We start from the raw sequence: 15,153 nt of genomic DNA on the forward strand, positions 1-15,153 counted from the left end.
CGGTCTATTATGATAAAAAATCTATTTCCCGTCTTTTCTCGAAAACAACAGCCACAAGCTGTTACCAAATATTGATATAGTGATTGTAAACTTCACATATTGATATATAACAAAAAAAGAGAAGGTACATGCGTCATTGGCGTTGTATCAATAATTAATTAATATAAAGAAAAGAAAATGAACATTTATGTTTCACATTTGAGCTGGAACACCACGAGTGAAAGCTTATCGGATTTATTTACAAAGTTTGGCGAAGTTACGTCTGCTAAAATCGTTACAGACAGAGAGACTGGCCGCTCACGTGGTTTCGGCTTCGTTGAAATGGCTAATGATGAAGAAGGTCAAGCAGCTATAGATGCCCTTAATGAGACTGATTTCGACGGAAGAACTATCGGTGTTAACGTTGCACGTCCTAAAGAAGACCGTCCTGAGCGTCGTTCTTTTGGTAACAACCGCGGTGGTGGTTTTGGTGGTAATAACGATGGTGGTTACAACCGCAGAAGATATTAAATTCATCAGATAGATAACTATCTGCAAGTCGAATAGGAGAAAAAATATTATGTTTTTTCTCCTATTTTTGTTTTATGTGTTTTACGTTTAATGAAAAAAAATGTGCTAACTTTGCAAAATATAAAACAACAGATTTATGAGAAATATAACTCTTGCTATTATCGCATTATTAATGTGTGGCAGCGCTTTTGCTAAGCAAAAGACCATCAGCCTCAAAATTATCGAAACAAGTGACGTTCACGGCAGCTTTTTCCCTTACGACTTTGCCAACCGACAGCCTAAGCCAGGTTCAATGGCACGTGTCAGCAGTTATGTTAAAAGACAACGCAATGCTGGAAACGTTGTATTGCTAGACAATGGAGATATCTTGCAGGGACAACCAACAAGCTATTTCTATAATTATGTAGCTACCAACGACAGTAACATTGCTGCCAATGTGATAAACTATATGAAATATGATGCAGAAACTTTGGGAAACCACGATATAGAACCTGGACACGCTGTTTATGACAAATGGATAAAAGAGGTGAAATGTCCAATGATAGCCTGTAATGTTATAAACGTTAAGACAGGAAAACCATACGTTAAGCCATATACTATAATCTACCGCAACGGAGTTAAGATCGCTGTAATGGGAATGCTAACTCCTGCAATACCAAATTGGCTTACGAAGAATCTTTGGCAAGGTCTAAGATTTGAGAACATGGTGACAGCCGCAAAAAAATGGATGAGAATTATCAAGCAAACAGAACATCCAGACTTAATAATAGGTCTTTTCCATAGTGGAAAGTCTGGCGGAATAACTACGCCTGAATATGAAGAAGACGCAAGTATAAAAGTTGCGACTCAGGTGCCAGGATTCGATGTAGTGATGTTTGGACATGATCATACTCGAGACAACGAGATGATAAAGAATGTATCTGGGAAAAATGTTCTTTGTATTGATCCTGCTAACAATGCTCTTACTGTAGCAGAAGCTCAAATAGAACTTACATACAGAAACGGAAAAATTATAAGTAAGAGTATCACGGGAAATCTTGTTGACGTAACAAAGGAAGATGTAGACTCAGCATACATGGACCACTTCAAGCCACAGATTGAAAAGGTAAATAACTATGTTGACAGAGTAATTGGAAACTTTAACAACACAATATCAACACGTGACTGTTATTTTGGTTCATCTGCGTTTAATGACTTCATACTAAATCTTCAGCTTCAAATCACTAATGCCGATGTGGCCTTCAATGCCCCGCTCCAGTTTGATGCATCTATAAAAGCAGGACCAGTAAGAGTTGCAGATATGTTCAATCTCTATAAATTTGAAAACCAACTCTATGTAATGAGAATGACTGGTGAAGAAATAAGGAAGCATCTTGAAATGAGCTATGACTTGTGGGTAAACACTATGAAGAGTGCTAATGATCATCTATTATTATTGTCAGATACTCGTGGAGACGCACAAAGACTTGGTTTCAAGAATTTCACATTCAATTTTGATTCAGCCGCAGGCATTGATTATGTAGTTGATGTAACCAAACCCGATGGTGAGAAGGTGAAAATTATGTGCATGAGCAACGGTAAACATTTCGATGAGAAGAAATGGTATAAAGTAGCACTTAACAGTTACCGCGGAAACGGTGGTGGAGAATTGCTCACTAAGGGTGCTGGCATACCTAAAGACAGTTTAGACAGCAGAATTATTTATCGTAGTCCACGTGATCAACGCTATTACCTGATGCAGGAAATAGAAAAAATGGGAACTGTTTATGCAAAGCCAAACAATAATTGGAAATTTATTCCTGAAGAATGGACTGTTCCAGCTGCAAAACGTGACAGCATAATTCTGTTTGGACATAAAGCAGACGCTAAAGATGAGAAATAAAAGATGAAGAAACTTTGGTTTATTTTCTGTAAAGATGAAATTGTGCTAGAAAAGCATGATGATGGAACCTACTCTATTCCAGAAAGCGAAGAATCACCGATTGCAACCAAAGAATGGACTCACGTGATAAACGTAACTTTTGCAGGTGAAGACGATGTGAAAACTTTCTATATTGACAGTCCTATCACAAACAACGAAAAATTTGAAATGTGTGGACTTAGGAAGAGCTTTTATAAACTTTCGAAACCATTCTATGATAAAGCTGGTAAATGTCACGAATTGCTTTATTGGGATCAAAACACCAAATTCTGTGGTGTATGCGGAGCCCCAATGAAGATGCATACTGATATTAGCAAGCGATGCACTAATTGTGGTAAAGAGGTGTGGCCATCTTTGGCTACTGCGATTATTGTACTTATTCATAAGGGGGACGAAGTGTTATTGGTTAACGCAAAAACTTTCAGAGGAGAATTTTACGGACTTGTTTCTGGATTTGTTGAGACTGGTGAAACTTTAGAGGAAGCTGTAAACAGAGAAGTTCTTGAGGAAACAGGACTCACTATCAACAACATAAAGTATTTTGGAAGTCAACCATGGCCATACCCTAGCGGATTGATGGTTGGATACAATGCCGATTATGTTGAAGGCGAACTTCATTTACAGCGCGAAGAACTAGCTAACGGTCGATGGTTCAAAAAAGACAATCTGCCAACAATACCAGAAAAGTTAAGTATTGCACGCATGATTATCGATGATTGGTTGCAAAATAATTCAAAGTAAAAAATACATCTACAAGAAAAGGGCAGTATAATCAATACTGCCCTTTTACATTTAATGTATATTTATTATTGTTCATTCCTAAGTGTTGGAAGCGATATATGAAATTTAACTGCAACAAATCGTATTATACATATCACAAGAAAAGTTGCAATTGCAGTAAGTCCCACATTAATGCCTAGCGTCATCATGAGCCAATACACCAATCCACCGGCAACACTAGCCATAGCATAAATATCTTTCTGAAAAACAATAGGTTCTTTGTTTAGCAATACATCACGAATTATGCCACCTGCAGCACCCGTTATGCAACCCATAACTATTGCTACCCAAAAAGGGTAGTCAAATTGAAGCGTCTTCTGAATTCCTGCTATCGTAAAGAGTGCAAGTCCCAACGTATCAAATATCAACCACACATTTTCAAGTCTATTTAACGACTTAGCAAAAAGAATATAAACAAGTAATGCTATCACGGAACATATTACATAAATAGTTGAGGTCATCCAAAAAGGAGTAGCCCCAAGCATAACGTCGCGAATTGTTCCACCACCGATTGCAACCACAAAGCCACACACAAAACCGCCAAACCAATCAAAATGCTTGGCAGCGGCCATTCTTATTCCAGAAATAGCAAAAGTAAAAGTTCCTACAAACTCTATTATCTGCTGCACGGTGCGTGCAACTTCAGGATTAGGACCTATCATTATTTTGTTTTATTTACAATATTATTAGGACTTCCGTCAATATATGACTTCAAGTTTTCCTCCAATATATTCATAAGTCTTGTGCGTGCCTCAATGGTAGCCCAAGCTACATGTGGAGTTATAAATGCATTTGGCTGAGCAAATAAAGGATTGTCTGCCAATGGAGGTTCTTCACACATCACGTCAGCACCATATCCACCAAGCTGTCCACTATTTAAAGCTTCTGCAACATCCTGTTCATTCACTAATTGTCCACGACCTGTGTTAATGAGCAAGGCTCCATGCTTCATTTTTTTAAGAGACTCTTTGTTTATAAGTTCTCTTGTTTCTGAAGTTAAAGGACAGTGAAGTGTTAGTATGTCACTCACAGAAAGAAGCCCATCTATAGTTGTCTTCTGTATACCAACAGGAAGATCACTAGAGCTTTTACTAGTAAAAGCATACACATCCATACCGAAGTCTTGGGCAATACGTGCAACCTTACTACCGATACTTCCTAATCCAAGAATACCGATGGTCTTTCCACTTATTTCCATTAGCGGAGTATCCCAATAGCAAAAATCAGGATTGTTACTCCAGCGTCCCTTTCGATTAAGATCGGCATAATGCTCCACTCGGTTTACCATATTAAGGATGTGGGCAAATGTCATCTGTGCGACACTGTCCGTACTGTATGCTGGAATGTTTGAAACCAATATGCCACGTCTGCTTGCCGCCTCAATATCTACAACATTGTAACCAGTGGCAAGAACTCCTATATATTTCAATTTTGGCAACTGCCCCATTATTTCATCTGTAATATTTACCTTATTAATAAGGATAACATCTGCTTCTTTGGCTCTAGACACAACATCTTCCTGTGAAGTTCGATCATAAAGCTTTAATTCTCCAAGTTTGCTTATTGCACCCCAACTCAAATCGCCAGGATTTAATCCATATCCATCTAATTCTACTATTTTCATTTTTTCAATATATAAATGTAAACTACATCTTATTTAAATCTATCATCCCAGCATTGATTCATCCAATTGTTGAGTTTTTCTTCAGCCGGACTATGTTGCCCTTTCCAGAAACTATCATCCTTCAAATCATCAGGAAGATACTGCTGTTCTGTGAAATGCCCAGGATAATCATGAGGGTATTTATAACCATCATGATAACCTAGTTCTGCCATAAGTTTCGTAGGTGCATTGCGCAAATGCAAAGGCACAGGCAAATTACCAGTCTGCCTAACTTTTGCCAAAGCAGCATCCACACCAAGGTAGGCAGAATTACTCTTCTGGCTTGTAGCAAGATAGACTGTTGCCTCGGCAAGCGGAATACGTCCTTCAGGCCAACCTATTTTCATAACAGCATCAAAAGCGGCATTGGCAAGAAGAAGTGCATTAGGATTTGCTAGCCCAACATCCTCAGCTGCACTTATCACAAGTCTTCTAGCAATAAACTGCGGATCTTCTCCTCCCTCTATCATTCTTGCTAACCAATACAATGCTGCATCAGGGTCACTACCACGAATACTTTTTATAAAAGCCGATATAATATCGTAGTGCATCTCTCCATCCTTATCATAAGCAAGCGGATTAGATTGCAATCTGCTCTCTACAAGAGCATCAGTAATATCAATATCTGTATCATCGCCCGACTCCACCACAAGCTCTAAAATATTAAGAAGTTTACGAGCATCACCTCCACTGTATCTAAGTAGAGCCCCACTCTCTGTAAGCTTTATTTTTCGCTTGCAAAGTTCAACATCATTATTGATTGCCTTATGTACGAGATTCACCAAATCATCTTTTTCAAGCGGTTTTAATACATACATCTGGCAACGAGAAAGCAAAGGACGGATAACCTCAAACGATGGATTTTCGGTAGTAGCCCCAATTAATGTAACTATTCCACGCTCCACTGCACCAAGAAGAGAATCCTGCTGCGACTTACTGAAACGATGTATCTCATCAATAAATAATATAGGAGAAGCAGAGCTGAAGAACCTTCCGTTTTTGGCCTTTTCAATAACCTCACGTACATCCTTAACCCCACTTGTTACCGCACTAAGGGTGTAAAATGGCGTATCAAGTTTGTGGGCTATAATCTGCGCAAGAGTAGTTTTACCTACTCCAGGCGGTCCCCATAATATAAACGATGATATCCTTCCGGAGTCTATCATCTTGCGCAAAACAGCGCCCTCTCCTACTAAATGCTTTTGTCCAACATAGTCGTCAAGAGAGCGTGGACGCATTCTTTCTGCTAATGGTTCACTCATAATTATATGCAAAAATAAGGAATTAGTTGAATATAACAAAAAAATATAGGCTAAAAATTTGTGAATATGATTCAAAGTATTTACTTTTGCAGCAAAGATAAATTACACTTATGAAACAGCAAAAAGTTCTAACTTTCAAGACTCTAAATAAGAGCAACGTTTGGGATATACAGGAGAATGATGTCTATAGGATGTGGGAAGCTGCAGAAAAAGAAGCAGACCTAAAGGATAATGTGCGCAGATATACTGACATTATCAGAAGCGCATTCGAAATTGAAGAAATTAAAACAGATAATCCAATTGTTATTTCAAAATATGAAGAACGCGGATTTAGAATAGGTTACGTAAAGGTTGACGAAAATACAAAAATGAAATGGGCTATAAAAAAACGCCCAATAATGAGAGTCACTGACCTGACCTATGAAAACATTCGCCACATTTCAGCAACAAAGCTCCTAGAAGTCATCGACCGTAACTTCGGCGGTGGCTGGGATAGCCTTTCACAAAGCATTCAAGATATTATTGAAAGCGGTTTTGATATCAGCACTACTACATTGCCAAAAGACAGACTTAAGAAAGTCGGCGGAATGTATGATAAAAAAACGAAAGACGGATTTGAAGTGCTTGAAATTCCAAAAGGCAATTGGGTTGAAGCTATTTTTGCTAAAGAAAAACCTGAGTTTGAAAAGCCTAAGACCAAGTTTGATTCAGAAGAAGATCTTGAAAAGGAAGAAGACGAGTTAGAAATTGAAGAAGAAAGAGAAAACGAAGATGAGGATGTTGTAGTTGAAGACCATTATAATGATCCTGACGAAGAAGATGATCTCTTTGATGAGGATAAACTTACAGAAGAGAGTTATCGCACGACTTACGATGCTGATCCAGAAGGACTCGATCTTGAGGCAACAGAAGTAACTGATGATGAAGATTTTTAAATAAAAATTATATAACCAAAAAGAGTTCATTTAACGATGAACTCTTTTTTTGTGTCATGATTTTAAGCCATGTCCAATATATGATTAATATTTAGTTTTACGTATGATAATCTAAATATTTGGAGCTTAGATTTCTACATGACCATTTAAATTTTCAATATTTTGGGTGCTTTCCCTACATTTTTTGGTATTTGTAGCTATGTTATCTATTTCTACTTATATAATGTACGTGCAGGCACACGCATACATTGGGTTTTGAAAAATATAAGCGTCGAAATGTCAACTTACTGAATATCAATATTTTATCGACTAAATTCTCTAAATAAAGTGACAGTGATTTGACGGTCTAATTTCAAGTTTTGCATGCGTTTCTATATAGGAATAGTTACGTTTCTATATAGAAACGCAAACTTTTCTACGATGTTTTACCTCCTATTGCTCCGTAAAAAGCAGTGCATTTCATCGTAAAACGGACTGCAAAACATAGTAAAACGCATCAAATTACTTCGCAAAGTGCAATGTAATATAAGGGAAAATTTCACCCATATTTTACCGACGAATAACCATCACTTCATTCTACCCGAAAAGAGTTCTAATAAATTGATACTCAATGGATAGATACTTCGACACTTGGTTTTACGAAAAAGTCAGAGTGCGCGTGCGCACACACGTGTCAATATATAGCATTAGTAATTAAAACTTTGGCTAACCATCTAACCTAATTCCCATTGCATGGACTAAAATTTTGCAGTATCTTTGCAGAGAATTCAGCGGAATTCGGCAGAACATTTAAACAAGCTTGAAAATTCTGATTCTGTTTACTGTATGCATTTACACATCCTCTGTCCCGCTGATGCAGTCAACAGTTCTTTGACAAATTTACTCATACATTCCCCCCTTAAGCAACACAAAATAACGTAGCCTAATGTAGCTCAATCCTGCAAACTACGTTTTTGTCAAGGCCTCTGTTTATGATCTTTTTGAAGATATCGTAGTTTCGTTGCAAAATATAGAAAGGCATGGTAGACAGCCTAAATCTACTTAATTCAATAATCAGGAACAAATTAATATAGCATAATCAAAAACACCGCTTATAGAAAACACTATGCTTTATTCAACTAATGGTCTAACTATAAAAAAAAGCCCCATCTGAAACAAATCAGATGGGGCTAAACTGTGAATTCTCCTATAATTTAGAAGAATAAATATCTGTTGTCTACAACGTTTGCCTTAATATAAAGCTCGTTCATGAAGTTTCCAGCATACTGCATTGTCTTCTGACGAAGTTTCTGTTCCATTGTCTTATCATCGAACTTAGCAGCACGATTAACTCTGTTTACAACCTGGAATACATAAACACCGGCATTACCCTTTACAGGCTTACTAGAGAACTTACCTTTTGCAGTAGCAGCAACAGCGCCACTAACAGCAGGTTCACTTGCACCAGTCAAAGAAACAAATACAGGAGCGGCGAAAGTAACCTGACTTACAGTAGCAACACGTGCACCTTTAGCCTTAGCAGCACCTATATTCTTTACACCATTTGCCTTAGCCATAAGCATCTCTGCCTTCTTATCCTTCATTACTTCAGCCTTAACCATCTCCTTTACACGAGGATCGTCAAGTGAGCGATAACCGATTTCATGAATCTTTGTTAAGGCGACGATAAGCAGATGATCATTATCACCACACTCATACATTGGAGAAATAGCACCTTCCTTAGCATCAAACAACCACTTCAAAGCCTCACGTGTTCCGTGAATATTTGCAAGATAGTGAGTTGATGTTGTTACATCTGAAGCTTCTTGAACTCTATAACCATATTTTGCAGCATTATTAAGAATATCGCCAGCATTCTGATTTGCACTAACAAAAGAAGCAAATTTATTATATGCAGAGCTATAAGAATCTCTTGAGAATTCAATATTCTTTTTGATTACGGCAGCTGTATACTTATCAGTCATTCCCTTGCGGTCAAGAACCTGAAGAATGATATTACCTTGAGTAAGAGCAATATTCTTGGTCTCGTTGGCAGCCATCGTATTAAGACTATTGATATAATTCTTTGTATCATTGTCCATAGAAGGAGCACTCTGATACTGCTGAGTAGTCATCCAAGTCTTCTGACCTTCCTGACGATACTTCTTAGCGATAGCTTCAAAATCAGCACCACTCTTTAAAGCTGTATAAACTGAATCAGCTGTCTTGTGGGCTGCTGCTGGAGTTACACCACCAATCTGAATCTGTCTGTACTGAATAGAATCAGGAAGCTGCTGTTTAGCTATAAGACGAACAATATTAAGAGAGTTGTCAGCTTTATCCTCAAATACACCTGTTGTTTGGCCAACAGTCATAGTTGCTAGTTTAGCTGCGATATCAGATGGGAACGCTGTTTTGCCAACAGGAATACCCAAATAATTGATAGAAGAAGTACTCTTGCGAACTACAACGGCAGGATCTGTAGCTGTAGCCAAATCCTTAGCATAACCAGCAAACTGATTCTGCAAAGCCATACGATCTGCAGCAGAGGCCTTAACCTGAACATCAACATACTTGATATCACGGCTCTCAACATACTGTTGGAAACGAGGTTTCAATTCATTGTATTTAGCCTTCAAATCATCATCTGTAATCTTAACCTTATCGTCCTGAATAGTACTATAAGAGAAAGCAGCAAGCTGAATCTGACTTTCCTCATTTTCATCTTTGAAAGCCATCTTTGCCTCAACAGGATTAGAAAGGAAACAATGAGAAAGAAGACCTTGATACTTCTGAGCAAGAGTCTGCTGACGAAGTGTCTTCTCTATGAAAGTCCAATACTTGTAGATTGTCTCATACTGCTGTACAGCCTGTGGGTTTGTATTCTTCTGAGAATCATACTCAGCAAGGAACTTCTGCAATGCATTTGCATCGAAACGTCCAGTCTGCTGATTTACGAAAGGAGTTTGAAGAAGCATTGGGTTTGTACCCTCTTTAAGAATATTCTGCATTTCTGCATCAGTAACCTTAAGTCCAAGCTTCTTAGCTTCATTCTCTACAATTTTTGACTGAACGTAAGTATTCCAAACCATGTCTTTAACCTGATTCAGTTGTTCGTCGTTAAGAGACTGCGTGCCTTGTTGCATCTTAATAACATCGCTGTACTCATCAACGAGTTTCTGGAAGTCGTTAACATTAACTTTTTCTCCCAAAACTTCACCAACTTGCTGGCGGTCGTTGTTACGAGAAGACTCACAAGAACGGAAAGCCTCTTCGGCGATGAATGCAAAAAGACCGAAACCGATGATACACATCAGTATGACGCCTTTGCTTCTAATTTTTCCTAATGCTGCCATTACTTTAAATTTGTTTTTATTTTTAGTTATTTTATATTCTTTACTTTATACTCAAAGTGCCTACAAAAATAACAATAAAATAGCAAACGACCCAATTTTTCATGTAAAATTTGTAGATTAAGGTGCTTTTTCACAGTGTTATCTATTGATATTCAATTTAACGAGTTCAATCTTTGTCATTGTACCCTTTACGATTTTAAAAGAGAATTCCCCTATTTTTATCACTTCATTAAGTTTTGGGAAGCTCTGATAATGATATAGAATGAAACCGCCGACAGTTTTGTATTCCTCACTTTCGGGTATTTTTAAGTCAAACATCTCGTTAACTTTCTCAATTTCAAGCCTTGCAGAAAGCATGTATTCGCTTTCAGCTATCTTTTGTGCAATATATTTATTGCTATCATGTTCGTCCTCTATATCTCCGAAAATTTCTTCCACAATATCTTCAAGTGACACAATACCACTTGTTCCACCAAATTCATCAACGACAATTCCAAGACTTCTCTTATCATGAAGGAAAATTTTCATCAACTTTCGGGCAGTCATTGTTTCTGGCACAAATGGCATTTTACATATTGATGTATGCCAATCAGCCGTGGTATTACGAAACATTTCAGACGAATGTATGTAACCTTCAATATGGTCTATATCATCATGATAGACAATAATTTTACTATTGCCACTCTCAATGAATTTCTGCATCAAATCTTCTTTAGAACTATCGTATTCCACGGCATTTATTTCTGTTCGCGGAATCATGCAATCTCTGACCTTAGTATCCGAGAATTCCAATGCATTCTGAAATATCTTTACCTCGTCTTCAACATCATCCTCATTCTTTGCATTATCTATACTTGACTGAACAAGGTAATCAAGATCAACCTTAGAAAATTCATCTCCACCCTGCTCTTTTTTAAGTTTTACTCCCAAAACATGCAAAATAGTTTTTGACAAAAATGTAGTAAAACGACTTATAGGCCAAAGCAAGACATAAAACAAATAAGCTAAAGGTGAAAAGAATTTCAACGATCTGTTTGGATTACTTTTAAAAAGAGTCTTTGGAAGAAACTCTCCTGTGAACAAAACTATAAGAGTTGACAATACAGTATCAGCAGTAACTGTGAAAGTTGCATCCATTCCATAAAATATCGTTGTATTAAATAGCTTGGCAATCATTATACCATACACAACTAGAACAATATTATTGCCGACAAGCATTGTACTGACAAAGTCGTTTGGATGCCTATAAAACAAGTCTATAATACGAGTAGATAGATCATTTTTCTCCTTATCCATCTCAAACAACATTCGATTGCCCGATACGAAGGCGATCTCCATGCCTGAGAAGAATGCAGATAAGAGCATCGTTATAAATATGCTCAATATTAGCAATATGTCTACATTTTCTGCCATTATTTAATGCATCAAAGGTATTGACGTATTTCTACGCTGCGGTGTTGCAAGCGGATGCTGTGCCTTCATTATTGAATCCTGTGCTTTACGCGCAGAATCAGTGTTGGCTCCAGGTGTCGCACTTCCATCATTACTGAAATCATTTTTCTCGAATGATCCTCTTGTATTTGTAACTATATATTTCGTCATTTTCTCGTCACTACGGAAGAAACTTCCCTGCAGGGTACGTTCCTTTGTTATGAGTTTAGAGAATACGTAAGAATAAAGTTCGTGTTTGTTTTCATCCCAGAAAAGCTGCTGACTTGAAAAGCGAATTCCATCTTTAGTCAATATTCTAACTCGTGAACGGAGTTCCCATAGTTTTATCTGATCATAATAATAAGCTGTATCACACTGAATATAAGACTGAACATGAAATTTTGCATCAAACTGTTCCAGAAAAACGCCCTTCTTAAATAACCAACGTGACGGATGAAGATTTGTATTTATCTCCCACTCCTCGGTTATAATTCTATATTTTGCAACTCCCGAATCAGAAATAAGAGTGTTGACTCCATAACTTGTCATAACAGCTACAGAATCACGTGCATGAATAGCCGGTGCTGTATGCTCATGCTGCTCCTCGCATGAAACGAAGAACAGCAATGCCGACAATAATATAATTGATGATATTGATTTCAATTGTGTGTATGGAATTTTACTGAACCTTCCACTTAGCAAACCAACGCTCGTTAAAGGTTAATCCTATATTAATACGAAACGTATTTTCCTTTATGAGTCCAACAGCTTCCTGTCTTGTCCAAGAACCACTAATATTTAGATAAGAACGATTGTTCCATCCATTAATAATAGGAATTCCAAAACCAGCACTCACTCCGTATTCTTTAGGACCGTCCTTTCCGTTAATCTTATAATAAGGTGTAGCATAAGATGCACCAATATTGTATCTTACATGATCCATAAAATGGCGTCCATTTTCATTTGGACAGTAAGTTGCTCCAACAATAAATTTTTGACGATTCTTGTAAACACCATTAACTAGTTCATAGTTTTGCTTACCATCAGATGACAGTGTTGACATAGGATAACCAATACCACTATATTTCATAAGAGAATAATCTAAGCCTAACTTAAGTTTATTAGCATGATTATACATTAAGCCTGCTCCGTATGTAGAAGGTATTGAAAGTCCGTTAGAAATTGATATTGCTGTAGTATCAGACACACCAGTACTAGAATTTCGAGATATAATCTGGCATTTCGGATCAGCACTTATCTTATGACCATAACCATAAGTAAGACCTAGAGTTAAATTATCATTGTGGTTTATCTTGGCTGTGTATTGCAAGCCTAAGTCTAGTTTATAATTATTAACTGTGGCAGTATAATATTTAGAAAGGGTATTAATATAAGCATTGCTATATGAATTAATAACAGAACGATCGTTGCTTCCCCACAGATAACCAATATTAAAACCAAAAGACAAGCCCTTTAGAGGTTCCCAGCCAGCACCAAGATATACCTGATGAAGACCACCTGTTCCACTATATGTGTTTGTATATGTTGTTGGGCTTGAAGATGCATCTAGTTTACCCGTAGAAGAATAATTGTAACCAACATTAGTATAAGGCAAAACACCAAAGCTAACGCCTAAACGCTTTGCAAGATGAAATCCTGCAACAACATAGTCAAGATCCGCATTGCTAGCATTTTTCTTAACTCCATTTTCTTGGAAATTCGTTACTTGTCCAGAGAATCCCACATCAAAAATGAAAGACAAGGAATCTATTGACGCATATGAAGCTGGGTTAAGAGTATTTATCTGATTATGCTCATGAAAACCTAAGCCCAGCCCGTTCATACTTCGGCTGAACCCAGTTCCATTATCAGATAAAACACCAAGACCATACTGGCTATATGGTGAATTCGTGCCACTTTGGGCTAAAGCTGTTGATGAAAATAAAGCCATCAAAGCAGCGCACAATATTAGTTTTTTCATATTTTTCTAAATAATCGCTTGCAAAATTATCAAAAAAAATAGAAATAAATGCACGTTAAGTCAGAAATATAAGTTATTTTTGCATCGTGAAACGTTTTAAATATATTTTTATAAGCTCATTGGTTGTTTTTTTACTGTCTTTAACAAGTAATGTTAAGGCACAGCAATATTTTAATAACAACAAAAACGACTCTATACAAATAAGTCTATTGACTTGTGGACCTGGTGAGGAAGTTTATTCTCTCTACGGACACACAGCTATAAGGTTTCATGACTTAAAGAATAATCAAGATCTAGTGATTAACTATGGTATGTTTTCTTTTAGTCAAAAATTTTTTATTCTTCGTTTCGTATTCGGACTTACAGATTATGAAATGGGCATAATGCCTTTTGACGCTTTCATGGAAGAATATAGTAACGAAGGAAGATGGGTAAAAGAGCAGATTTTAAATATTCCGTTGCAAGACAAAATGAGAATTGCAATGGCAATAGATAAGAATAACTTGCCAGAAAACAGAACTTACAGATACAACTATTTTTATGATAATTGTACTACTAGAGCTCGTGATATTTTAATCAACAACATTAGCGAGAAAGTAGAAACACAAGAAAATCAGAAAGTTAACAGTTCATACCGCAAAGAAATTCACAAATGGAACGGAGAACACTGTTGGGCACGTTGGGGAAACGATTTGTTACTTGGAGTGAATGCAGATAGAAGTATTGACGGAAAAGAGCAACAATTTCTTCCAGATAATCTTAGCAACGACTGGGAAACTGCAAAAATAAAATATCCAGATGGAAAAGTTTACCGTTTTATTAGCAAAGAACATTATCTAATCGATAAGAACGCATCTTCTGCTGATAATAATGCTATAGACTCAAACATTTTTAATCCATATTCACTTATCGGTATAATCATTGTGATTATGCTACTAACAAGTTGGAAAAAGACTAAATATCCTGTTCTATATAAAATAGTAATGTGGGGTGTATGGCTTATAACAGGACTATGTGGAATAATAATTACGGCAATGATATTCAGCCAGCACCCAACGGTGAGTCTGAATTTACAGATATTACTTCTTAATCCTCTCAACTTAGGAATGCTTGTTCCTGCACTAGCCCACAATAAAAAGTATAATTTGACAATACTGACATGTTTGGTATTATTCATTCTAGGAGGGATTATTCAGAGCTATGCTGACGGTTTGGAATATTTGGCATTTATTTTGCTCATTGTATCCCAACGTGATTTATTATTACAATTATTTAAAAACAAGAAACAACTATAGTGAACAGATATTTAGCCATACTACTAGCAGCGCTCACATC

The 15,153-nt window shown here is 36.9% G+C and carries 12 protein-coding genes; 5 read left to right on the forward strand and 7 right to left on the reverse strand.

The features are described from left to right. Positions 1-177 precede the first annotated feature (177 nt). The 3 genes from prwr041_RS00495 (at position 178) to nudC (ending at position 3,172) form a co-directional block, all read left to right on the forward strand. A complete protein-coding gene (locus prwr041_RS00495; protein WP_018464751.1) occupies positions 178-510 on the forward strand; it encodes an RNA recognition motif domain-containing protein in 333 nt (110 codons plus the stop codon). Positions 511-646: 136 nt separating this feature from the next. Further along, the gene (locus tag prwr041_RS00500) at positions 647-2,392 is read left to right on the forward strand and encodes a bifunctional metallophosphatase/5'-nucleotidase (protein ID WP_207154401.1); all 1,746 of its coding nucleotides are present in this window, start codon (positions 647-649) and stop codon (positions 2,390-2,392) included. Between the two features lie 3 nt (positions 2,393-2,395). After that, positions 2,396-3,172: an NAD(+) diphosphatase gene (gene nudC, locus prwr041_RS00505; RefSeq protein WP_207154402.1), complete on the forward strand. Its 777-nt coding sequence runs from the start codon at positions 2,396-2,398 to the stop codon at positions 3,170-3,172. A gap of 65 nt (positions 3,173-3,237) precedes the next feature. Here the strand turns inward: nudC and prwr041_RS00510 are convergent, their stop codons facing one another. Genes prwr041_RS00510 through prwr041_RS00520 form a run of 3 tightly spaced genes read right to left on the reverse strand, consistent with a single transcriptional unit; the run spans position 3,238 to position 6,136 of the window. Beyond that, complete coding sequence (locus prwr041_RS00510) at positions 3,238-3,873, reverse strand: trimeric intracellular cation channel family protein (protein WP_207154403.1); 636 nt, start codon at positions 3,871-3,873, stop codon at positions 3,238-3,240. Continuing rightward, positions 3,873-4,835 (reverse strand): D-2-hydroxyacid dehydrogenase, encoded by a 963-nt coding sequence (locus prwr041_RS00515; protein ID WP_207154404.1) that lies wholly within the window; start codon positions 4,833-4,835, stop codon positions 3,873-3,875. The genes prwr041_RS00510 and prwr041_RS00515 overlap by 1 nt, the downstream gene beginning before the upstream one ends. A 29-nt stretch (positions 4,836-4,864) precedes the next feature. Continuing rightward, positions 4,865-6,136 carry a replication-associated recombination protein A gene (locus prwr041_RS00520; protein ID WP_207154405.1) on the reverse strand — a complete coding sequence of 424 codons (1,272 nt, stop codon included), beginning with the start codon at positions 6,134-6,136 and terminating at the stop codon, positions 4,865-4,867. 110 nt (positions 6,137-6,246) lie between these two features. Between prwr041_RS00520 and prwr041_RS00525 the strand changes: the two genes are divergently transcribed. Then, the gene (locus prwr041_RS00525; RefSeq protein ID WP_207154406.1) at positions 6,247-7,071 is read left to right on the forward strand and encodes a hypothetical protein; all 825 of its coding nucleotides are present in this window, start codon (positions 6,247-6,249) and stop codon (positions 7,069-7,071) included. 1,193 nt (positions 7,072-8,264) lie between these two features. On the opposite strand, the gene prwr041_RS00530 is transcribed toward prwr041_RS00525, so the two are convergent. The 4 genes from prwr041_RS00530 to prwr041_RS00545 all read right to left on the reverse strand — a co-directional run bounded on the left by prwr041_RS00530 (position 8,265) and on the right by prwr041_RS00545 (position 13,818). Next, positions 8,265-10,406 carry a peptidylprolyl isomerase gene (locus prwr041_RS00530; protein WP_207154407.1) on the reverse strand — a complete coding sequence of 714 codons (2,142 nt, stop codon included), beginning with the start codon at positions 10,404-10,406 and terminating at the stop codon, positions 8,265-8,267. 138 nt (positions 10,407-10,544) lie between these two features. After that, positions 10,545-11,819 carry a hemolysin family protein gene (locus prwr041_RS00535; protein ID WP_207154408.1) on the reverse strand — a complete coding sequence of 425 codons (1,275 nt, stop codon included), beginning with the start codon at positions 11,817-11,819 and terminating at the stop codon, positions 10,545-10,547. 3 nt (positions 11,820-11,822) lie between these two features. Further along, positions 11,823-12,500, reverse strand: coding sequence for an LptA/OstA family protein (locus prwr041_RS00540; protein WP_237072266.1), 678 nt, complete (start codon positions 12,498-12,500; stop codon positions 11,823-11,825). A gap of 16 nt (positions 12,501-12,516) precedes the next feature. Continuing rightward, positions 12,517-13,818 carry a hypothetical protein gene (locus prwr041_RS00545; protein ID WP_207154409.1) on the reverse strand — a complete coding sequence of 434 codons (1,302 nt, stop codon included), beginning with the start codon at positions 13,816-13,818 and terminating at the stop codon, positions 12,517-12,519. Positions 13,819-13,937: 119 nt separating this feature from the next. Here prwr041_RS00545 and prwr041_RS00550 point away from each other — a divergent pair, with 119 nt between their 5' ends. After that, positions 13,938-15,113, forward strand: a complete 1,176-nt coding sequence (locus tag prwr041_RS00550; RefSeq protein WP_317194517.1) for an Lnb N-terminal periplasmic domain-containing protein — start codon at positions 13,938-13,940, stop codon at positions 15,111-15,113. Positions 15,114-15,153 lie beyond the last annotated feature (40 nt).

Origin of the sequence: Prevotella herbatica (assembly GCF_017347605.1) — a bacterium.
GTDB lineage: Bacteria > Bacteroidota > Bacteroidia > Bacteroidales > Bacteroidaceae > Prevotella > Prevotella herbatica.